This window comes from Butyricimonas faecalis (genome assembly GCF_003991565.1).
Lineage (GTDB): Bacteria > Bacteroidota > Bacteroidia > Bacteroidales > Marinifilaceae > Butyricimonas > Butyricimonas faecalis.
The window spans coordinates 561273-583159 of sequence record NZ_CP032819.1 but is presented as its reverse complement, the minus strand read 5'-3'; the positions used below and the strand labels follow the sequence as shown (position 1 = coordinate 583159).

At 39.7% G+C, this 21887-nt stretch carries 17 protein-coding genes; 13 read left to right on the top strand and 4 right to left on the bottom strand.

Annotation, left to right across the window (positions count from 1 at the left end):
- The first annotated feature begins 483 nt into the window (after nt 1-483).
- From D8S85_RS02420 to D8S85_RS02360, 13 genes are all read left to right on the top strand, one after another.
- The gene (locus D8S85_RS02420; protein WP_106624639.1) at nt 484-654 is read left to right on the top strand and encodes an HU family DNA-binding protein; all 171 of its coding nucleotides are present in this window, start codon (nt 484-486) and stop codon (nt 652-654) included.
- On the top strand, nt 596-2779 hold the full coding sequence (locus D8S85_RS02415; protein ID WP_228423372.1) for a TonB-dependent receptor: 2184 nt from the start codon (nt 596-598) through the stop codon (nt 2777-2779). The genes D8S85_RS02420 and D8S85_RS02415 overlap by 59 nt, the downstream gene beginning before the upstream one ends.
- 35 nt (nt 2780-2814) lie before the next feature.
- Entirely contained in the window at nt 2815-3885 is a 1071-nt protein-coding gene (locus D8S85_RS02410) for a sensor histidine kinase (protein WP_127074761.1), read from the top strand.
- Nucleotides 3878-4936 (top strand): sensor histidine kinase, encoded by a 1059-nt coding sequence (locus tag D8S85_RS02405; protein ID WP_106624637.1) that lies wholly within the window; start codon nt 3878-3880, stop codon nt 4934-4936. Before D8S85_RS02410 ends, D8S85_RS02405 begins: the two co-directional genes overlap by 8 nt.
- Nucleotides 4933-5640: a LytR/AlgR family response regulator transcription factor gene (locus tag D8S85_RS02400; protein ID WP_106624636.1), complete on the top strand. Its 708-nt coding sequence runs from the start codon at nt 4933-4935 to the stop codon at nt 5638-5640. The genes D8S85_RS02405 and D8S85_RS02400 overlap by 4 nt, the downstream gene beginning before the upstream one ends.
- A 164-nt stretch (nt 5641-5804) precedes the next feature.
- The gene (locus D8S85_RS02395) at nt 5805-6275 is read left to right on the top strand and encodes a hypothetical protein (protein WP_106624635.1); all 471 of its coding nucleotides are present in this window, start codon (nt 5805-5807) and stop codon (nt 6273-6275) included.
- A 31-nt stretch (nt 6276-6306) separates the two neighbouring features.
- Complete coding sequence (locus D8S85_RS02390) at nt 6307-6819, top strand: hypothetical protein (protein ID WP_106624634.1); 513 nt, start codon at nt 6307-6309, stop codon at nt 6817-6819.
- 137 nt (nt 6820-6956) lie between these two features.
- On the top strand, nt 6957-7463 hold the full coding sequence (locus D8S85_RS02385; protein WP_228423320.1) for a sigma-70 family RNA polymerase sigma factor: 507 nt from the start codon (nt 6957-6959) through the stop codon (nt 7461-7463).
- A 24-nt stretch (nt 7464-7487) separates the two neighbouring features.
- Nucleotides 7488-8375, top strand: a complete 888-nt coding sequence (locus tag D8S85_RS02380) for a FecR family protein (RefSeq protein ID WP_106624632.1) — start codon at nt 7488-7490, stop codon at nt 8373-8375.
- Nucleotides 8376-8377: 2 nt separating this feature from the next.
- Nucleotides 8378-11002 carry a TonB-dependent receptor domain-containing protein gene (locus tag D8S85_RS02375; RefSeq protein WP_106624631.1) on the top strand — a complete coding sequence of 875 codons (2625 nt, stop codon included), beginning with the start codon at nt 8378-8380 and terminating at the stop codon, nt 11000-11002.
- A gap of 4 nt (nt 11003-11006) precedes the next feature.
- Nucleotides 11007-11978 (top strand): DUF4249 domain-containing protein, encoded by a 972-nt coding sequence (locus D8S85_RS02370; RefSeq protein WP_106624630.1) that lies wholly within the window; start codon nt 11007-11009, stop codon nt 11976-11978.
- A 66-nt stretch (nt 11979-12044) separates the two neighbouring features.
- The gene (locus tag D8S85_RS02365) at nt 12045-12986 is read left to right on the top strand and encodes a DUF4249 domain-containing protein (RefSeq protein WP_106624629.1); all 942 of its coding nucleotides are present in this window, start codon (nt 12045-12047) and stop codon (nt 12984-12986) included.
- A complete protein-coding gene (locus tag D8S85_RS02360) occupies nt 12943-15318 on the top strand; it encodes a TonB-dependent receptor (RefSeq protein WP_158641688.1) in 2376 nt (791 codons plus the stop codon). The genes D8S85_RS02365 and D8S85_RS02360 overlap by 44 nt, the downstream gene beginning before the upstream one ends.
- A gap of 100 nt (nt 15319-15418) precedes the next feature.
- On the opposite strand, the gene ftcD is transcribed toward D8S85_RS02360, so the two are convergent.
- From ftcD to mrdA, 4 genes are all read right to left on the bottom strand, one after another.
- A complete protein-coding gene (ftcD, locus tag D8S85_RS02355; protein WP_106624627.1) occupies nt 15419-17119 on the bottom strand; it encodes a glutamate formimidoyltransferase in 1701 nt (566 codons plus the stop codon).
- 151 nt (nt 17120-17270) lie between these two features.
- Nucleotides 17271-18524, bottom strand: coding sequence for an imidazolonepropionase (gene hutI / locus D8S85_RS02350; protein WP_106624626.1), 1254 nt, complete (start codon nt 18522-18524; stop codon nt 17271-17273).
- 82 nt (nt 18525-18606) lie between these two features.
- Complete coding sequence (gene rodA / locus D8S85_RS02345) at nt 18607-20031, bottom strand: rod shape-determining protein RodA (protein ID WP_106624625.1); 1425 nt, start codon at nt 20029-20031, stop codon at nt 18607-18609.
- The gene (mrdA, locus tag D8S85_RS02340; RefSeq protein WP_106624624.1) at nt 20024-21865 is read right to left on the bottom strand and encodes a penicillin-binding protein 2; all 1842 of its coding nucleotides are present in this window, start codon (nt 21863-21865) and stop codon (nt 20024-20026) included. The genes rodA and mrdA overlap by 8 nt, the downstream gene beginning before the upstream one ends.
- Nucleotides 21866-21887 lie beyond the last annotated feature (22 nt).

Below are 21887 nucleotides of genomic sequence, written 5' to 3'. Positions count from 1 at the left end.
TTTCTACAGAAATACAACCACTAGTTCTTTGAAATAATTATCTTTGCATAAAAACCAAAAATGAACTTGATCAGATGATTGTTTATGAGAAAGTTGTTAATAATTTACTTAGTTATATCATTCTTATTGGTTATTGTTTATGCCATATTTGCTGTAAATGCATATGTTAGCATAAAATACGAGGTGGAAACTATAGATAACGATATAATAATAAGTATGATTTACCAGATATTCGACGCCGGTGTTATTGTTAATTTTATTTGGTTTGTCATAAATATGCTAATAATTGGGGGCTTGTATATAAAGTTTCGTTGTAAACAAAAAAATTATTGAGTGGCAATTTATTACATCACTAGTATTGAGTATCTTCAATAAAGGTACAGGAATATCAATGTTTGGTATACCCAATGAGGCGTTTCGTCTCTTTTCTTTAAATCACATTCAAACTGGGCCTATTTTTGTCCCGTAATCAAAAAGTATTGAATGATGAATAAAACAGAAGTAATAGCAGAAATATCACAAATGACAAATATTAGTGTTTCCGACTGTGAAAAGGTTTTAGATGCCTTTGAGGATGTTTTAGGGGGAGAATTGAATCGTAAAGGATGGAAAGGGCTGTTTTGTCATCAAGAATGTTCCAATCGGGCGACATAATATACAGGTTTCTTTTGTGGGATATGAGTCGACTATTTTCCGGGAGATACTGGTCACTTCCTCAAAAGAAGTCAATTTGACCATCCCATTGAAAGAATGTATTAAAGAACTGGATGAAGTCATGATTAGACCGCAATTGAATAAAGAGCAACCATTAAACAAGATGGTCACCACGGGAGCCCGGATGCTCAGCGTGGAAGAGGCAAGCCGATATGCCGGGGGAATGGATGATCCGGCCCGCTTGGTAAGTTCCTTTGCCGGAATTTCTCCCAGTATGTCAACGAATGGAATATCCATTCACGGGAATGCCCCGCATTTGTTACAATGGAAACTGGAAGACGTGGAAATTCCGAATCCCAATCACTTCGCAGATTTATCCATTCTCGGAGGGGGAATATTGTCGGGATTGAGCAATCATGTACTGGGTAATTCGGATTTCTTCACGGGTGCTTTTCCCGCCGAGTATGACAATGCCGTATCAGGCATTTTTGATATGAAATTGCGTAACGGGAATAACCGGAAGATGGAAAATACCTTCAAATTGGGGTTACTCGGGATTGATTTTGCCTCTGAAGGTCCCTTGACCCGGCGTCACAATTCTTCTTACATTTTTAATTATCGTTATTCTACCACGGGGTTGTTGGGAGAACTGGGAATGATGGATATTGACGGAACGTTGGATTATCAGGATTTGAATTTCAAGTTTAACCTGCCTACACACAAGGCTGGCGTGTTCTCGGTTTGGGGAACTGGACTGATTGATAAATCGAAAGGGGATTTCGAGGAGGATACCGACAAATGGGAAACCACGGGTGATATGGTGAAATCAAACACGAGCCAGTACATGGGCGCGGGCGGTATAAGTCATCGTTATTTTTTTAACAACGAGACTCAACTGAAAACGACTTTGGCTGTGACCTATTTCCGACACGAGGGAAGAATGGAGAGTTATAACTGGGATCTGAAATCGGCTCCTTATCTCGATCTGAACCGGAGCAATACGAACCTGATATTCACGACGGCGCTGACCCGGAAGTTTAGTGCCAAATTTTCGAATAAAACGGGATTTACTTACACGAAGATGTACTACGATATGGATATGAACCTGGCCCCACATCTGATGCAGCCCCTAGAGTTGATTTCCGAAGGGAAGGGAAACACGGATCTGATTTCTGCTTACACGAGTTCATCTATCGGGTTGAGCGACCAGGTGACGTTAAACGTGGGTATAAACGTGCAAGTGTTGACATTGAATAATAGCTGGGTACTCGAACCTCGTGCGGGAGTCAAGTGGCAGGCTTCACCGAAAAGTTCTTTCGCTCTCGCTTACGGTTTGCATAGCCGGATGGAGAAAATGGACGTGTATTTCGTGAAAACGCAAGGCACGGGTGATCGCTCCGTGAATAAAGACCTGGATTTCACGAAGGCTCATCACGTGATGTTATCTTATGGTTTTAAGGTGTCGGACAACATGAACGTGAAGATCGAACCTTATTTTCAATACTTGTATGATGTCCCGGTTATTGCCGATAGTTCCTATTCCGTGCTGAACAGGCGTGATTTTTACGTGGAGGATGCTTTGGTAAACCGAGGAAAGGGACGCAATATCGGGATAGACCTCACGCTGGAACGTTATCTGAACAAGGGACTTTATTACATGGTGACAGCCTCAATTTTTAATTCGAGGTATTATGGTGGCGATCGGAAGTGGCGCAACACGTTGTACAACCGAAATTATATTGTTAACCTGCTGGGAGGTAAGGAATGGATGGTTGGTCGGGATAAACAGAACATGTTCAGCGTGAACCTGAAGATGACGATACAGGGAGGAGATCGTTACGCCCCGGTGGACGAGGCGGCCACGATGCTTGACCCGGATCGGGTGGTGCAACACGATGAAACCAAGGCTTTTTTCAAACAATTCTCACCCATGTTTATCACAAATTTATCGGTGGGATATAAGATAAACCGTAAAAGAGTTTCGCACGAATTCGCTATCAAGAGCCTGAATACGACGGGATGCAAGGAATATTACGGTCACGAATATAATTTCAAAACCGATCGGATAAAACCTATTCGTGGAGTCACATCCTTGCCCAATATTAGTTATAAGTTGGAATTTTAAACTAGTTAAGGAATAAAGGTTGTACATTTGTTTTCATGAAAAAAAGAATACACACGGGATGTTTAGAACAAACCTTTCTCTATAATCTTTTAATGAATTCTGAATTACGGATATGGCGACACATGCTATTGGCCATAGTGCTGGCCATTATATCTTTCAACCAGACTTATGTTATTTTTCAACAGAACATTACGGAACTTGGATGTAACCTGTATTGGATAACTCTTTGTAATTTAGCCTCCTATTTAGTTGTAGTTTATTTGAATATCTATCTGTTGATACCCCGCTATCTCATGCGGAAAAGATACCTGCTCTACACGATCGTGTTGTTCGTTATCGTCTTTGTACTCATGTGTTTATTGACGATTATCGAGGAGGGAGTGCATGTTATCTTGGGGCAGGATATTTCCTATTTTCTCAATCCTATATTTATCTTGAATTATGTATCTTCTTTTGCCACGATCGTTTTGTGCCTGCTTGGAGGAGCGATCACGATCGTATTAAGACATTGGACAATAGATAATAAGCGAGTGAATCAGTTGGAGTGGATACATATTCAATCGGAAGTGGAACAACTGAAAGCGCAAGTAAATCCTCAATTGCTATTCAATATCTTGGATCGTACGGCTGTTTTAGCCCGCAGTAAACCGGATGAAGCTTCCGGAATGTTGCTAAAATTGAGCCAGCTATTAAGATACCAACTCTACGATTGCAGTCGGAAGGCGGTATTACTGAAGGGTGAGATTAATTTTTTGACAAACTATCTGGCTTTGGAACAATTATACTCGAAACGTATCTGGTATTCGGTTGCTGCGGAAGGTGAAGTTTACCGGACTTTCGTTCCCCCCTTGTTGTTTATCCCTTTCGTGCAACAGGCTATTGTTTATATTTACAGACAGAATACGTTTGCCTCTATCGATCTCCAATTTCGTGTCAAGAATAGCCGGATACATTTTATTTGTAGCTTTAATAACGGAAATTTACTGGATCAGAATGATTTTTCGAGCATCAAACAGCGATTGGAATTATTATACGGGGATAACTATTCCTTGTCAATATCCAAAAGAGTCATTATCTTGAAACTTAATATGCTAAATTATGAGTAACTTTATTGATAGCCGTGTTCCGGATTTTCTATTGGCACCCCGTTTCAAGTTTGCAAGGCACTTCCTGTTGTTGTTGACTCTTTTTTGCATCACGATTAGTATATTTGTCAACCAGTCGGGAGAACTTGTACTCACGCTAGAACGTTTCTGTGGATGGCTCTATTATTTTGTAATCACGAGTACTATTATTTATTTCAATTTGTATGTATTGGCTTCTCGTTTCTTGATTAAGGGACAAATTTTAAGTTATTTGATATCTGTCATATGCTTGATCTCGGTGTCACTTTGTCTTATCATGGTATTACAGAGTTGGTGTCACGATGTTGGCGGAACGTATGAGGAGGGTAACTTATATATCATATTAAACGTGCTGGCATCCATGGTCTCTTTGAGTTTATTAATATTCGGAACGTCAGCCCTGCTACTATTCAAATACTGGATTGGTTACAACCAACGCATAGATGAATTGGCATCTTCGACATTACAATCGGAGTTGAAGTTTCTGAAAAAACAAATAAACCCGCATTTCTTGTTTAATATGCTGAATAATGCCAATGTGCTGATCAAGAAAACTCCGGAAGAGGCCTCCCGGGTTCTTTTCAAACTTGAAGATATGTTACGTTACCAGATCAATGATAGCGCAAAGGAACAGGTGTTGTTAGACTCTGAAATCCGTTTCTTGAACGATTTTCTGAACTTGGAAAAAATACGACGAGATAAGTTCGAATGCGTTATTTCGAAAGAGGGTAATATCAGCGAGGTGTGGTTACCACCACTTCTATTTATTCCTTTTGTAGAGAATGCTGTGAAACATAACGTGGATAGTGAAAACTCCTCTTTTGTCTATCTCGGTTTTAAGGTGTGGGACAAAAATTTAGAATTTCAGTGTGTGAATTCAAAACCCGCAATCGCCCCGAAAAAGAATGAAGTGGGAGGGTTGGGATTAAAGAATATAAAACGTAGATTGGAACTATTATTTCCAGAACATTACACGCTGGAGATAAAAGAAGACGAGACAAGTTATACCGTATATTTACACTTGACATTATGAATTGTATTATAATAGATGATGAACCTTTAGCACGTGAAGCAATAGAAATACTAGTAAAAGATACCAGTCAACTAAATTTACTCGGTATGTTTAATAACGCTTTAGCTGCTTCAAAATTTATGGAAGAGAATCCGGTGGATTTAATCTTTTTGGATATTCAGATGCCGGGAATCACGGGCATCGAGTTCGCCCGAAATATATCCAAGAGAAGTTTGGTCATTTTCACCACGGCGTACTCGGAATACGCCGTGGATAGTTACGAGGTAGACGCTATCGATTACTTAATTAAACCGATTGACCCAGAACGCTTTCACAAGGCTGTCAACAAAGCAATTGCTTACCATTCTTTATTATTAAAAGAAGAGAAAGAGAATATCGAAGCGGGTAACACGGAATACTTCTTCGTAAAGTCTGAAAGACGCTACTTTAAAATCAATTACAAGGATATACTATTTATCGAGGGACTGAAAGATTACGTGATTATTCAATTGGATGAACAACGGGTGATTACCCGGATGAATCTGAAAAATATATTTGAGTTATTACCTAAACACGATTTCCTACGTGTCAACAAATCCTATATCGTAAATACCAAGCATATCGATTCCTTTGACAACAACGATATTTTCATTAAAACACATGAAATAGCTATTGGTAATACCTATCGGGATGCCTTTTTTGAGGCGTTCATGAGGATGGGGTAGAGTAAATTAATACTTGAAATGGCGATGCGTTCCTGTCGGAAGGCTTTGAAATTAGAATATAATTGTTTAAATTTGTTGAAAGAGATATAGTTACCTTGCTGACGGGATGAAATTGGAAATTCGTGATGTGATAATAAGTAAAATGGGTTGAAATTTGTGATAATATGAAAATGAGAATAATTTTTATTGGCATAATAGTATTAATTATAGGATTATTATTCTATTGTTATAACTCTTCTCAAAACTTAAAAATGACCCGTGAGGTTAAAATGATATTAAGTTTTGATGATATGGATAAGAAAATATTTGTGAATGCAAAGTCTTGGGGTATCTCTGGAAATCATGATGAAATAACATTATCAGAGAGAGAAAAAACAGTTCCAGACAAGAATATGGACTATATATTTTATACGTCTGAAATTTTTTATAAAATAGAGTCAGGTGGGAGATTAATAATATATGCTCCTAAAGATGCAGTAAGTGAACCATTAAAAAAATTCAAAGATGTTGTTGTTGTTATAAATAGATTGACAACTGCAGAGGAAATAAAAGAATACAATAAACATTTTCGTAAATATGGTTTAAAAAAGATAAGTATGTCTTATACAGAGAAGAGTGAACAAGTTATTATTTGACAATTTAATACCTAAGAAAATAATGAATAGAATGGCATTATTTTTAATAGTTTTACTATTCGTATGTTGTAAAGATATCAAAAAGAGAAGGCAAAATATGGTCATTCCGAGGGATGAATATGGAGAATATGGAGAATATATAGAATTATTAAATAGAGATTTAACACGGGAAGTGAAGTCATGGATTCAGTTTGTTACAACAAAAATAGATACTGTTTCTAGTAAAAACGTTTGTTTTACAATAAAATTTTCTTATGAAGATGTGAATAGTACCTCATTGGAAAGAGATACTATGATACTGATTTCATATTATAATAAACATACTGGTAGTTATACGGGATATAAAGGAGTATTACTAGTAAATAATTATTTTGTCGCAATTCTTGACAAAGATGATATCGGAACGGGTTTTTATAGTAAAGACATGCTATTAAATAGTTCAATATATAACTTTGAAAGTATATCTGTTAAACACAATATGCGCCCGATGATACTATATAGAATAAAAGATGGTAAATTGAAAAAAGAACAAGGGTTATTATAGTAGATTGCAGGAAAACAGATGCAATAACTATTGGCAAAATGGAATAAGGGTAGTAATATCTTGAAAAAAAATATTACTACTTCGTATTTATTTTGTTATTTTTGATATCGATTTGCCACCATGTAAAATAAGAAATCATGTTCGTCAATTCTCGCATATTAGAAAAATATTTTCAGTGGATGTATAGACCGTTATGTCTATATGCACTAAATATAACCGAATCATACGAGGATTCGGAGGATATTGTACAACAGATTTTCGTGGAATTGTTGGAAAAGGCGATTGCTGGAAGTTTGGAAGTGGGAGATATGAAGGGGTATTTATACACGGTGGTGCGGAATCGGGCGGTGAAATATGCAAAAAAGAATCAAGAAAAAGTTTCCGTGGAAAGCGCAATGTATCTGACAGACGAGAAGGCCTTATCCATATCGGTAGAGGAGGAGGCTTTAGTTTGGGACTGGATAGATGCTTTGCCTACCGAACGACGGAATATATTTTTGATGGCAAAACAGCAAGGCATGAAATATAGGGAGATTGCCATTCAACTGAATATTTCGATTAAAACTGTTGAGGGACAAATGGGAAAGGCATTGAAGACATTAAGAGATAAGGCAATAAAAATCTATTTATTTTTCTTCGGGTAAAATAACCTCATAAATATCAAAAGTATGAAAAATGAATTACTAGCAAAATATATTCTTGGTGAGGCAAACACAAAAGAAGAACAAAAAGTCGGACAATGGTTAGAAGAAAGTGAAGATCATCAACGAGAATTTCAACAAATCAAGCGCCGCATAGAACTTGGTTCGAAACGTTATAAATATGGATTTTTCGATTCTCGACAGGCCATACAAAAAATAAAATTCCCTGCGAAGAAACAACACTTGCGAATTTTACAGGTGACTGCATCCATCATGGTTTTATCATTTGGAGTATTATGGTTTTGGAATAGATCGTCACTTCAAGAAACGATATTATTATCTCGAATTGGGGAAACAAACGTATTTTATTTGCCGGATAGTTCCCGAGTAACGCTAAACGGAGATAGTCGTTTGGCTTACAATTCTCAATTCGGAAAGACAAATCGAGAGCTTTCCTTACGGGGAGAGGCATTCTTCCAAGTAAAACAAGACACGGTAAAACCTTTTATCGTGGAAACATCTTTAATTCAAGTAGAAGTATTAGGTACTTCCTTTCAAGTTATTGCAGAAAAACTTCGAGCAGAAGTATCTGTAGAAAAAGGGCGGGTGAAAATTACTACCCAAGATAAAAAACAAAAAAGTGTACTTGAGACTGGAATGTCTGTTGTGTATGGAAAAAAGCAAGGAGAATTAATGATCTTCACGAAAGAAGATAAAGGTGAAATGCAAATCCTCAAATTTGATAATGCACCTCTATCTGAAGTCATTGAAATACTGAATGAATACTATGGTAGTCATGTAACACTACCTGCTGATTATGCGACACTTCGGATAACTGTTGTTTTTAAAGATGTTTCACTAAAAGAAGCGATCGACATCATTAACAGAACTTTAGGTATTCAATTAACAATTTAAGAATGCGTGCCAGACTTATACTTATCTTGTTGATTTTTTGTATCGTGAGGGGAAATGCTCAAGAAGTTTTTTCATTTACATTTCGTGAAACTCCCGTGGAAGAAGTGTTGGAAAAAATTGAGCAACAGACAGGATATATATTTTCATATTCACCTTCTATTTTACATCAATTATCATCAAATAAAATATCTATAAAACAGGCTAATCTTGAACAGGTGTTAAACTTTTTGTTTAAATCATCAAATATCTCTTGGGAGAAATTAGGAAGATATATCATTTTAAAACAAGGGAAACGTTTTTTCATTGTTTATGGAAGAATATATGACAAAGAATCTCGGGAAAGACTGATTGGAGCCTCCGTTTATGATTCTCGATTGCACGTGGGCGCTGCTACCAACAATTACGGGTTCTACACGTTAATCGTACCGGAAGGAGAAGTATGTTTAAATTATTCCTACGTGGGGTATCAAAGTGCTTCATGTCAATTCTATTTGAAATCGGATACCGTGCTTCATGTCGAATTACAGCCCATGTTGAACTTGGATGAAATTGTTGTGGTTCAACCCTATATTCCCGGATGGGTAAAGAACTCGCAACCGGGACAAGTGGAATTCCCGATCTTTACTGCAACTATGATCCCAAAACTTTTAGGAGAAAGTGACCTTCTGAAAGCAGTTCAACTATTTCCCGGGGTGCGGGTAGGCATGGAAGGAATAGCCGGGATACAGGTTCGAGGGGGAAATCGAGATGAAAATCAATTTCTGATAGATGACATTCCTTTGTATAACGCGAATCATTTATTAGGATTTTTCTCGGTATTCAATTCCGATGCCGTGAAAAACGTAAATTTCTACAAATCAAGTTTTCCCGCTCGTTATGGTGGACATCTTTCTTCCATCATGGATGTACGATTGAAAGAGGGAAATTTACAAGAATATCATGGTAGTTTTTCTATTGGTCTTTTGTCTAGTAACTTTAATATTGAAGGTCCTATTGAAAGAAATCGTAGTTCGTTTCATATCACAGCTAGAAGGACTTACATCGATTTAATTGGAGCTCCTATTTATGCTGCAATAAACAACACGAGTGATAGTAAAGAAAAGATTGGGTATAATTTCTCGGATATAAATATCAAGCTGACCCGTCTATTCTCGAAACAGAATACAATTTCTTTTATTTTTTTCTATGGGAACGATCATTTGAAATATAAAAAGAACGAAAAGGATTCTTATTTTATGAATCCAGATCGTGTACGGGATGATATGCGTAGTGCTTGGGGAAATTGGGGAATCGGTTTACGATGGGATAAAATGATTTCTCCGAATTTGTATATGAACACCGTATTTTCTTATAATCAATATCGTGCCTCCATGAATAAAAGATATCGACATGAAACATCTCTCGGTGATACCGTCCAATTAAAGAAAATCCATTTTAAATCAGGTCAGAAGGAATGGAGAATGAAAAGTGATTTCACTTATGCCTTGAATCATTGGAATCGTTTATATTTTGGAGGACATTATATTTATCATGTTTACGTGCCGGAAAAACGAATAACTTTAAATAAAGTGAAAGATATGGAGCAAATTTTTGAAAAACAGGTAAATTATAAAGAATATGCTCATGACGTGGCTCTTTATGTTGAAGATGAAATTGCTATAAAAGAAAAATGGACCATACATCCCGGACTCAGGGGTACATTATTTCACGTTGGCAATACAAATTATTTCTCTTTGGAGCCTCGTTTTTCCATGCAATATAATTGGAATACCCGTTGGGCAGCGAAGGCTTCTTACACGCTTATGTCGCAATATATTCATCAGCTGGGAAGCAGTATGTTGAATATGCCTACCGATTTGTGGGTTCCGGTTAGTGACGAGGTGAAACCGATGAAATCACATCAATGTGTTTTGGGCATTTACTATCACCCGCGTGCGCAATGGCATTTTTCCATGGAAGGGTTTTATAAAACACAGGCTAATTTGGTGGATGATTATCACGGAATGGATATCACCCCGGAATATTTGGATTGGAAAGAGAATGTTCATTTCGGGAATGGTCGCTCTTTTGGCTTGGAATGGATGCTTCAAAAAAAAGGAGGAAACACAAGCGGATGGATAAATTACACGCTCTCGCACGCCTATCGTTGGTTCTCGGATGGTTCGATAAATCAAGGACACCATTTCCCGGCAAAATATGATAGTCGTCATATTCTTAACCTGGTTCTGCTACATAAGTTCAGCGATTTTTTTGATATTAGTGCAACTTGGACTTTTAATAACGGATTCTATACGACGCAACCATTAGAAAGATATGATAGTCCGGTTGCCTTGCCCGGAGAAAAAGGGGACGGGCAAACGGATGTTATATTTCATATTGAAAAACGCAATAACGTGAAGACTCCCGATTATCATCGGTTGGATTTGGGATTCAATTTTCATCGCCGTCGCCGACACGGGACTTCCACGTGGAGTATTAATTTATATAATGCTTATTGCAGGTGGAACACGGTTGGGTTAAGTCCCGATTTTGACACGAAATACAGAGGACGGGAAGAACGCCAATATTTTAGTAACGATTGGCTTTTCCCGATTATTCCCTCTTTTTCTTACACGTTTACTTTTTAAAGTTATGAGAATAGTGATTTTTATTTTATCAGTTTGTTTCTTCTACTGCGGGTGTAATCGTTCCGAGGAATACGATTTTCGAGGAAAAGTACCTGAAAGTCGGTTGGTTATCTATGCTTACGCGGAAGCGGATTCGTTACTATATGCTGAAATCTCGAAATCAAGGACATATACAGATAACACGGAGCTTGATTCTACATCAAATATAAGATGCCAAGTATACGTGAACGATCTTTATTCCGGAGAATTACGGCCGATAGGCAATAACAGGTATTTGTCAGATATTCGTCCTAAAGTGGGAGATAAGATCACGATAAAAGTTTCGTGTACGGGATTAGAGGACGCAACGGGTTCAACCATTGTATGTAGCCCGTTTCCGGAAATTGAATTGGATACTTCCCGAAACTGGAATATGCTTCAATTGCGTATCGGCATGAAAGATCAAGGAGATACAGAGAATTATTACAGGTTAGTAGTTGAGAATGAAACCTTTTACCGTGGGAGCTTCCGGAGGAATGGGCATGTAAAAATAGATTCTTCCATAACGTACACTTATGATGTTGATCTTTCGGGAGACGAATTATTATCGAAAGAAATCGTGTCAACGATTTGGGGGAAAGAGATAAATACTAATCCTTATCAGGTATTTACAAATAAAACTTTCCGGGGAAAGAAACAGATTCTTCAGGCAAGTATAACTTATCCCTATTCTTACGAGAGGAATGCGTGGGCGATTGAGAATAAAGACACGATTCGATTCGTGGAAAAAGAATATCATCGTTTACGTGTAAAGATCCTTCGGATGGACAAGCCTTTGTTTGATTATCTGTATACTCTGGGACTTCACGAGAAACAACCGGATATGTACAAGGAACCCATTCAAGTGTATTCCAACGTAGAAGGCGGGCTCGGTGTAGTAGGGAGTTGTTTTACTCGTGAAATAATCATGGATTTTCGGGCAAAGTCACAAAAATGAAAAAATAGAATAGGGGTTTTTCTGTTTATTGACTCTTAAGAGTAGAAAACTTAAAAGATTCAATACATGAAAAAAGAAGTTGTCGGAATATTCCTCGTGTTGTTAACATGGGAATTATTATTAAACGGATGTGAGCAAAAATTGCACCTTGATTTAAACGCCCAATCTCCCGTTCCGGTTGTAAATAGTATTTTAATGGCTGGTAACGATACGGTTCGGGTTCGGGTCACTTGGACAAAAAACGTCTACGAACAAGGCGATTTTCCTGTAGAGGCAAATGCTTTGGTTAAATTATATCAGGACGATCATTTCGTGGGAGAATGCCACTACCGAAAAGAGGGATGGTATACCATAGTCCACCACGTGGAGGCAACCAAAGTTTACCGGATAGAAGTAGACATTCCGGGCAAATCGCTTGTTTGGGGGGAAACCAGAGTACCGGCACCCTTGTTGAATGCTAGTATAGAATGTGACAGCCTGCAGGAACGGATTATCAATCGATGGACTGATCGGGAAGAAGAAAAAAACTATTATTGGCTGTCTTCCACCCATTCTTCTCAGAATGGAGTTCCGGACACCTTGCATACTAAACTCTTGGCGTATCTTAGAACAAATAGTACATTGCCAGATGCCTTTAACCGCAGTTTTGACTTTGATGAAGAAATCCCGGCGGAATACGATTACTATTTAAGAGTAGAGGATAGCGGTTTGTCGGGAAAGGAGATCGAGTTAAGCTACAAAGGACGGCGTTCGGGGTATTATTACTGGGAACCGGACACGGGATGCTATAAAAGTACCCGTTTTATACTGAGTCTTGATGAAAATTATGATCGTTATTTGAAATCGTCGATTGTGAACGACGATTATTTATCGGCAATGGATTCAGAACCCCTGTTTTATGCTCCTTTATGGACTTATTCTAACATACACGGGGGAACCGGGCTGGTGGCCTCTTATTCAAAATATGAAGATGTATTCATTCAAGTATTCACGAAACGGAAGGAGTGATAAGATGAAGCGTATTTTCTTTATATTCAGTATTCTGAATGGAGTAGTATTTACTTCTTTCGCACAAAACGTGACGTTAAGCGGGTATATTGAGAACAAGACAACAGGAGAACGATTGGTAAATGCCACGATCGTTGAAACGAAAAGCGGGCGGGGAATAACCTGTAACCGATATGGATTCTTTTCACTCTCGTTGCCTCGCGGCGAGAACCATTTATCTGTAAGTCACGTGGGATTTACCCGTGTGGAATCTACGATTAACCTAAAAACAGATACGTTGATTATCATCTCCTTGTTTCCCGGAAATTACCTGGAAGAAGTGTTGGTTGTGGAGAAAAAGAATGCTTTTTCATCTGCCGTGGGAAAACATTCCTTATCTTTGGATAGGGTGAAACGAATGCCTGCGGTCCTAGGGGAGGCTGACGTGTTGAAATCCCTTCATTTTCTCCCCGGAGTGAATCCCGGTCAGGAAGGGTTAACCGGTTTTAGCGTAAGGGGTGGTAGTCCCGACAACACGCAATTTTTACTGGATGGTCTTCCCGTGTATAACGTGAATCACGCTTACGGGTATTTTTCCGCTTTTAATGGGGATGCCCTGCAAGATGTCACGCTCTACACGGGTGATCTTCCCGCTCGTTACGGAGGTAGCTTGTCCTCCGTGCTGGAATTGACCATGCGGGAAGGGAATCGCAAAAAATATTCAGGCGACATTCATGTTAGTCCGGTAGCAGGATCCGCGGTTGTAGAAGGACCACTGAAAAAAGATAAGGCTTCGTTCCTCATATCGGGAAGAAGAACTTGGTTGGACGGTTTACTATGGGCGGGACAAAAGATCGCCGGGAATGATTTTTCCACCGGTTATAACTTTTATGATTTGAATGCTAAAGTAAATTGGGAAATAAATCCACATAATCGACTGTATATAAGCATGTACAATAGCCGTGATTCTCGTTTTGCAACATGGAAAGTAAAGGGTTCCATACATGCAGACCGTTTCCAATTTTACTGGGGAAATCTAAGTGTTTCGGGGCGTTGGAATCATCTTTTCAGCCCGACTTTTTTCTCTAATATCACCTTGTATTATAGTCAATTCAATAATAGCCAAATCATGACGGTATATAACGAGAACGCCTCTCAACGGGAACAATCGAAGACAACTTCTCGATTACGGGACTGGACCTTGAAAACCGATTCGGAAATTTCTATCGGGGAGAAGCACCGCACCCGATTCGGAACGGTTTGCTCTATGAAATACTTTGCCCCGGAAATGTCATATATCGGTAGTGTAAACTTGAATGAACACGTGAGAGACACAACCACTGGTAATGTATATTCGATAGAAGCTTATCTGGAAGATCATTGGCAACCGAATGATCGTTGGAGCTTGGATGCCGGAGTGCGTTTTAGTTTACTGGCAGTGCCTAACGCCAGTTACTATTCCCTGCAACCTCGTCTCTCTATTTCGTACCGGATGGGAGAGAGCCTATTATTAAAAACCTCATGGGCAAGGATGCAACAATCGCAGCATCTATTGACGAGCAATTCGATGGGTATGAATACCGATTTGTGGGTTCCTGTTACCCAGCGGGTAGCTCCTGCATCTTCAGACTTATTCTCAATAGCTTGCTTTTATGCCTTTGCAAATACCTGGAATTTTTCAATCGAAGGCTATTTCCACCGGATGAACCACGTGGTGCGTTACCAAGATGGTATTCTTTTTCTTAAAACGAAAGACAGAAGCTGGCAGGATTATGTGGACATGGGTAAAGGACGAGCTTATGGAATAGATCTTATGCTAAAGAAAACTGCCGGAGCCTTGACGGGGTGGTTTTCCTATTCGTGGTCAAAATCAGAACGTCGTTTTGATCATGTAAATAATGGGGAATGGTTTCCGTTTGAATACGATCGTCGGCATAAGTTGAACATAACGACCAATTACACGATCCCCATAAAAGAAAAATGTAAGTTTAACAAATCATTTTCAATGAACTTTACCCTTGCCACCGGGAATTATATCTCGATAGGGAAACAATTCTATCATGCGGCTCCCATGCCGGAAAGTTCTCAAACCGATGCAGACAACATGCAATACCGGGAATATATTGAACGTCCGAATAATTTTCGAATGCCAACCTATCATCATTTGGATATATCATATGTTCTGGACAATCGAAAAGGGAAAGGGAGTTCATGGGTATTTGGCATTTATAATTTGTATGCCCGTAAGAATCCTTCTATCATATACCACAAACAAACGAGAGAAGGGGTAACTACCCGAAGTTGGAGTTTACTTCCGTTTGTACCATCCGTGACGTGGAGTTACCATTTTTAAACTACCCCCACCAACTCCCCCTTACACAGGGGAAGGGCTGATTACCAAGCGATCACCCTGTGTTAGGAGGAGTTAGGGAAGGTAGTTTATGAATAAATCGTTAGATTTTTGAATTCACTATATTCAAGATATCCGTTTCCATTTGTTTGGCCATTTCAACCACTTTTTCAGCTCTGGAAATAACATCGTTAGCGTATTCTTTATTATCCAATCCGGTAGCATTAATCTTCACGTTCAAGAAAGCACCGATTACTCCGGAACGAGCGGCCAAAGCACCAACTCCGGCATCTGTTACAGAATTCGGGTTACCGATCTCGGCCATGGCTTTCACCACTTCCATACATTCGTAGCAAAGCATCATCGTTTTGAACGGTACTTCAGTAGCGAACTTGGTTGCCTCTTGAATGGCTTGGTGACGAGCAACTTTTTCTTCTTCCGTTTTCTTCGGTAATCCGAAGGCATCCATAATACGATTGAAAGCGTTAGTATCCTCGTCAACCATTTTGATTAATTCAACTTGATAAGCTTTTCCTCTTTCAGCCCAATTACTAAATTCTTCCCAACGATCATCCCAACCGCGTTTGTGTGAAGACAAGTTAGCAACCATCGTGGCCAGTGAAGAAGCAAGAGCTCCCATGTATGCTGAAATAGAACCACCACCGGGAGCCGGAGACTCTGATGCCGTTTCATCGGCAAACTCACGAAGATTCATGTCAATCAGGAATTTTTTACCTTGATTCATCTCGTCTTCCAAAATATACTCGATGATCTTCTTTCTGGGTTCGAACGGGTACAACTCATCCAAACCTAAAGATTTCACGGCAATCTTGATCAATTCCTTATCTGATACTCCGGTAGAGCGTTGTTGTTTGTGCAAGAAATAACGTCCGGCATCCAACATAGCTTTCAATGGAATTACACCCACTAACTCAGAACCAGTTACCCGGATTCCGCGATCCTGTGCTTTACGACATACTTCGTCAAAAGCCTCATGCATAGAAGTCACGGAAATATCTGTTAAGTTCATGGAGATTTGTGCAATTCCGTATTCTTCGATATACCAACCAATAGCTTTTACAGATTTCAAGGTTCCCGGAATCATCACATTCTTACCGTTTGCGTCTTTCACGATCTTTCCGGTAATAGGATTTCCTTCTCTTTTAGCTCTTCCTCTTTCGCGTACGTCAAAAGCGATTGCATTGGCACGACGGGTAGAGGTGGTATTTAGGTTCACGTTATAAGCTACCAAGAAATTACGGGCTCCCACGGCAGTGGCTCCGGTTTTAGCCGTCCACTCGTTCAACTCGCGAGGCCCGAAATCGGGATGCCATTGTTCACTGCTCAAACGCTCTCCAAGAGCTTCATACTCTCCGGCACGGCAAGTAGCCAAATTCTTTCTTTCCGGGACAAAAGCCGCACTTTCATAGCAATATACCGGAATATTCAATTCTTCCCCGATACGTTTTGCCAAAGCACGAGCGTACTCCACGGTTTCTTCCATCGTGATGTTTGAAACCGGAACCAAAGGACAAACGTCAGTAGCTCCAAAACGGGGATGCGCACCCTTGTGTTTTTTCATATCAATCAATTCGGAGGCTTTCTTTACGGCACGGAAAGCAGCCTCGCATACTTCTTCCGGAGTACCAACCATGGTAACCACCGTACGATTCGTTGCTTTTCCCGGATCCACGTCAATAAGACTAACTCCTTCAACAGCCTTAATTTCTGCTGTAATCTGATCTATAATGTGCATATCGTTCCCTTCACTAAAATTCGGAACGCATTCGATTAACTTTTTCATATATATTAATTTTAATAATTGACAAAATAAAAAATCAACGTACGATTTTAAATCTAAAATTTAAAATCTAAAATCCCAAATCTAAGGATATCTTATCCGGTACGCTTTCCGGATCCATACCTTTTTGTAATGTGAATAGGGCATCGCTTCCTTAAATTTGTTCTCCGTTTAAAAATACTGCTTCAACTAAATCAGTCCCATAAGCATAGGGAAGATACTCTATTCCTGTAATCGGAGTTGTTACATAGAAATTCGCTTTTTTACCCACGGCGATACTACCCAACTCTTCCTCTACACCCATGGCGTATGCCGAGTTGATCGTGGTTGCGTTAATGACTTCTTCCGGTAACATTTTATAATTCACACATCCGAGAGACATCACGAATTTCATATTTCCGGAAGGTGAGGAGCCAGGATTAAAATCCGAAGCCAAAGCAACTGGAAGTCCGGCATTGATCATTTTGCGAACCGGAGAATAAGGCATATTCAAAAAGAAAGCAGCTCCCGGCAACACGGTCGGCATGGTCTCGCTACCTTGCAAGGCAGCGATTTCTTCATCCCCGACATATTCAAGATGATCCACGGAAAGAGCATTGTATTTTACCCCGACTTGAATACCACCCGAGTAATCCAATTCGTTCGCATGTATCTTCGCACGCAATCCGTATTTCATTCCGGCATTCAACATCCTGTCCGTGTCTTCCACCGTGAAGAATCCTTTATCACAGAACACGTCTATATAATCTGCCAAATCTTCGGCAGCAACAGCCGGAATCATTTCATTGATAATCAAATCCACGTATTCCGTCTGCCGTCCCTTGTACTCTACCGGCACGGCATGCGCTCCCAAGAAAGTTGACTTTATGGTTAAAGGTGTTTCTTGACTTAGTCTTTTAATCACACGCAACATTTTGAGTTCGCTCTCCGTGTCCAACCCGTAGCCACTCTTGATTTCCACCGCTCCCGTTCCGAGAGAGGCGATTTCTTGTAAACGACCATAGGCAGAATCGTATAACTCTTCTTCTGATGCCTTCCGGATACGTTCGGCGGAATTCAAAATACCACCCCCTCTTTTGGCAATTTCCTCGTATGATAAACCTTTGATTTTGTCAATATACTCTATTTCCCGACTTCCGGCATATACCAAGTGTGTGTGTGAATCACAGTAGGCGGGGAGAACCAAACGGCCTTTGGCATCTATTTCTTTCACCGTATCTGTACCCTCATAAATTGAATCTTGATTCAATTCGCTCATTTTACCGAAAGCCTCTATTTTATCTTCGTTAATCAGAAGATAAGCATCGTCAATGATACCCAGTTTTGCCATATCGGCACCGGCAACCCATTTGCGCGGTTCTTCCTCAACTTGAACAAGTTGCTTTATGTTTATAATTAATGTTTTCATCTTCTCGTGTTTAATTCATTTGGGAACGAATGTATTAAAATCCTTGAAAATCCACAAGGAAAGCGTTCAGAAAGTTTATTTATTATCTAAAGACTTGTAAACGATTGGCATCCAATCTCAAAAATATAAATATAAGAATGGTAAAAGACCATAGTGATGACCCCCCGTAACTAAAGAAAGGAAGGGGGATACCGATAACAGGTACCATCCCGATGGTCATTCCAATATTGACTGCTACATGGAAGAATAGGATAGAGGCTACGCCATAACCATATATTCGGGAAAAACTGGAGCGTTGACGTTCTGCCAACTTGATAATTCGTAAAATAAACGCCGTTAAAAGTGCGACGACGATCATACTTCCCATAAAACCCCATTCTTCGCCAACGGTGCAGAAAATAAAGTCTGTACTTTGCTCCGGAACGAAGTTCAATTTTGTCTGCGTCCCTTGTAAAAATCCCTTACCTAACAACCCCCCGGAACCTATTGCAATTTTGGATTGCGTGACATTATACCCGGTTCCCTTGGGGTCGACTTTTATCCCCAGCAATTCATTGATACGATCCTGTTGATGGGATTGAAGATGATCAAAAACATAATTCACGGAAGGAGCAGCCCCTACACACAACCACGAAATCAACAACAAGGGAATCATATTTTTCATCTTCCGTTTATATATCGGATATATAGCGGTTATACTTGTAATCACGTAAACAATTAGTAGCATGTAATAATCGGAAATCGACAGATTGAAAATCCATTTTATCAAGGCAAAAAGCCCAAAACCACACCCGATGAACAAGATGATTTGGAATAATTCCCGAATATCGTGTCGATAATAATAAAAGGCAATCAAAGAACCCCCGATGATAACGAGCAATACCGTGAAAGGAGAATACAGCAACGCCATGACAAATATCGCCGCCGCCACGAAACAAAGCAATAGGATAGAACCATGTAACCCTTCCCGAAAAAGCACAAGGATAAAACTACTGTACACGAGAGCGGATCCCGTGTCATTCTGTAAGATAATCAATCCCGCGGGAAGAGCCAAAATTAACCCGATGGTCAGAAGACTGGAAAATCGCATCACCTTAAAATTATGACGGCTCATGACGTAAGCTATGGCCAAATTGGTTGCAAACTTGGCAAACTCAGCCGGTTGAATGCGGAAATCCCCGATTTCAAACCATGAACGGGCACCCTTTGTTTCTGTTCCCAAAAATAAAACGGCAATCAATAAAAATATCATGATGCCGTAAATGACCATCGAAAACGTGGTAAAGAATTTACTATCCGTGAGTAGAACGAGGAAGGCAAGCACGAAAGCTGCCCCGATCCAAACCAACTGTTTTCCATATTTCTGCGAAATATCAAAAATACTGCTATGATTTTCATCATATACTGCCGCGTAAATATTTAACCACCCGATGAATACAAGCAACAGGTATAATAGAATGGATACCCAATCTATATTGGCAAGTAAGTTATTAGATCTGCTATTCATTGCTCGTTTCTTTTACTTTACTGGTTGTATTATGGATCAGACTTCCTTGAAACATCTCTTTTTCAAGAGGTTTCTTTCTGTCGGATATTTTCCCTTTCAAATATTTCTCTATCAACAAACCGGCAATCGGGGCCGCGTAACGTGATCCCCAAACCCCGTTTTCAACATATACAATCAACGCGATTTTAGGATTTTCTACCGGGGCAAAAGCGATAAACACGGAGTGATCGTCACCATGTGGATTTTGCACGGTACCTGTCTTTCCGGCTATGGTAATCGAGTCTATCTGAGCCCGACGTCCGGTTCCTTCCTTGATAACCATTTGCATTCCTTCCACGATAGGGTCAAAATGTTTCCGGGCAATAGGGATAACATGCTTTTCTATCTGGCTAGAAGTCGAGTCGTTTATTGACCTGACAATATGGGGTGTAATATAGTACCCCCGGTTAGCCAGAATCGTGGCTAAGTTTGCCATCTGAATCGGCGTAATCATCAATTCACCCTGACCGATAGAAAGGGAAATCATGTAAGAAGGGTACCATTTTTGTGTTTTAAACACGTTGTCGTAATATTCCTGTGTAGGAATGGAACCGGACACTTCATTGGAAAAATCCGGGCATATTTTATTGCCAAATCCGAAAGACATCACGTACTTCCGCCATTCCCCGTAAGCATTTCGCACCGTTCGATATTCCGGTAATTCCAGGATTCTTTTAAAAACATTAGCGTAATAAGGGTTACAGGAATTTTCAATGGATTGAAGTAAATTCACGGGAGAACTATGATGGTGACACTTCATAAATTTTCCTCCCACGATATAAGCTCCTCCACTACAAGTACATTGCGTTTGCAAGGAAATGGCCTTTGTTTCCAAACCAATCAAAGCCTGAACGGTTTTGAAAATGGATCCCGGGGGATATTGTGCCATCGTCGTTCTGTCGAACAGGGGTTTTAGCGGATCATTAAGCAATTTGGAATAATTTTTACCCCGATCCAAACCGACCATCAGTTGCGGATCATAACCGGGACTGGACATCTTGACCAATATCTCTCCCGTGGAAGGTTCAATAGCCACGATCCCGCCCTTTTTGTTCTGCATGAGCTCGTAAGCATATTCCTGCAAATCGACATCCAAAGTCGTGTATAGATTTTCACCGACAATGGCGTCTTCATCATATTCTCCATCAGCAAACGAACCCTTCACCCGGTTTTTATTGTCAACAAGAACAACACGCTTTCCCTTGGTACCGCGCAGGTGTTTCTCGTATGTTTTTTCCAGGCCACTGATCCCGATATAATCCCCTTGTGCATAATAGGGATCTTTCAGCTGCTCGGAATTGACCTCTCCGATATAGCCGAAAACATCGGCAGAATGATTGACATTATACTTTCGTAATGTTCTGGTTTGTATGTAAAAACCCGGATAACGATAAAGCTTTTCTTGAAGAATGGCATATTTATTTCCGGGGATCTGTGAAACCAAAATGGAAGGTTTGAACTTCGCGTAATCCCGACAATCCTGCATCCTTTTTTGCAAAGATTCTTTCGTTATATCCAAAATGGAAATTAATTCCAACGTATCGAATGCTTTTACCTGGTTAGGAATAACCATTAAATCGTATGCCGCTTGATTATCAACCAAAAGTTTGTTATTCCGATCATATATTAATCCTCGTGCCGGATATTCGGTTTCCGTCCGTTGAGAATTATTCTCGGCCATAATTTTATATTTATCGGACACCACTTGATAGGTAAACAATCGCAGGAGGTACACGACACATACTGTGACAATAATCCCTGATATAATTCCTTGTCTATACCCGAATTTATTCATTTCAAGAATTCATTAATCGATT

What these genes read in the sequence shown, in the direction of transcription:
- D8S85_RS02375 (WP_106624631.1), top strand. Translation starts at nt 8,378, where the DNA reads ATGCGTGCCAGACTTATACTTATCTTGTTGATTTTTTGTATCGTGAGG.
- D8S85_RS02390 (WP_106624634.1), top strand. Translation starts at nt 6,307, where the DNA reads ATGGCATTATTTTTAATAGTTTTACTATTCGTATGTTGTAAAGATATC.
- mrdA (WP_106624624.1), bottom strand. Translation starts at nt 21,865, where the DNA reads ATGAATAAATTCGGGTATAGACAAGGAATTATATCAGGGATTATTGTC.
- hutI (WP_106624626.1), bottom strand. Translation starts at nt 18,524, where the DNA reads ATGAAAACATTAATTATAAACATAAAGCAACTTGTTCAAGTTGAGGAA.
- D8S85_RS02385 (WP_228423320.1), top strand. Translation starts at nt 6,957, where the DNA reads ATGTTCGTCAATTCTCGCATATTAGAAAAATATTTTCAGTGGATGTAT.
- D8S85_RS02400 (WP_106624636.1), top strand. Translation starts at nt 4,933, where the DNA reads ATGAATTGTATTATAATAGATGATGAACCTTTAGCACGTGAAGCAATA.
- D8S85_RS02395 (WP_106624635.1), top strand. Translation starts at nt 5,805, where the DNA reads ATGAAAATGAGAATAATTTTTATTGGCATAATAGTATTAATTATAGGA.
- D8S85_RS02370 (WP_106624630.1), top strand. Translation starts at nt 11,007, where the DNA reads ATGAGAATAGTGATTTTTATTTTATCAGTTTGTTTCTTCTACTGCGGG.
- D8S85_RS02360 (WP_158641688.1), top strand. Translation starts at nt 12,943, where the DNA reads ATGAAGATGTATTCATTCAAGTATTCACGAAACGGAAGGAGTGATAAG.
- rodA (WP_106624625.1), bottom strand. Translation starts at nt 20,031, where the DNA reads ATGAATAGCAGATCTAATAACTTACTTGCCAATATAGATTGGGTATCC.
- D8S85_RS02380 (WP_106624632.1), top strand. Translation starts at nt 7,488, where the DNA reads ATGAAAAATGAATTACTAGCAAAATATATTCTTGGTGAGGCAAACACA.
- D8S85_RS02405 (WP_106624637.1), top strand. Translation starts at nt 3,878, where the DNA reads ATGAGTAACTTTATTGATAGCCGTGTTCCGGATTTTCTATTGGCACCC.
- D8S85_RS02420 (WP_106624639.1), top strand. Translation starts at nt 484, where the DNA reads ATGATGAATAAAACAGAAGTAATAGCAGAAATATCACAAATGACAAAT.
- ftcD (WP_106624627.1), bottom strand. Translation starts at nt 17,119, where the DNA reads ATGAAAAAGTTAATCGAATGCGTTCCGAATTTTAGTGAAGGGAACGAT.
- D8S85_RS02410 (WP_127074761.1), top strand. Translation starts at nt 2,815, where the DNA reads ATGAAAAAAAGAATACACACGGGATGTTTAGAACAAACCTTTCTCTAT.
- D8S85_RS02365 (WP_106624629.1), top strand. Translation starts at nt 12,045, where the DNA reads ATGAAAAAAGAAGTTGTCGGAATATTCCTCGTGTTGTTAACATGGGAA.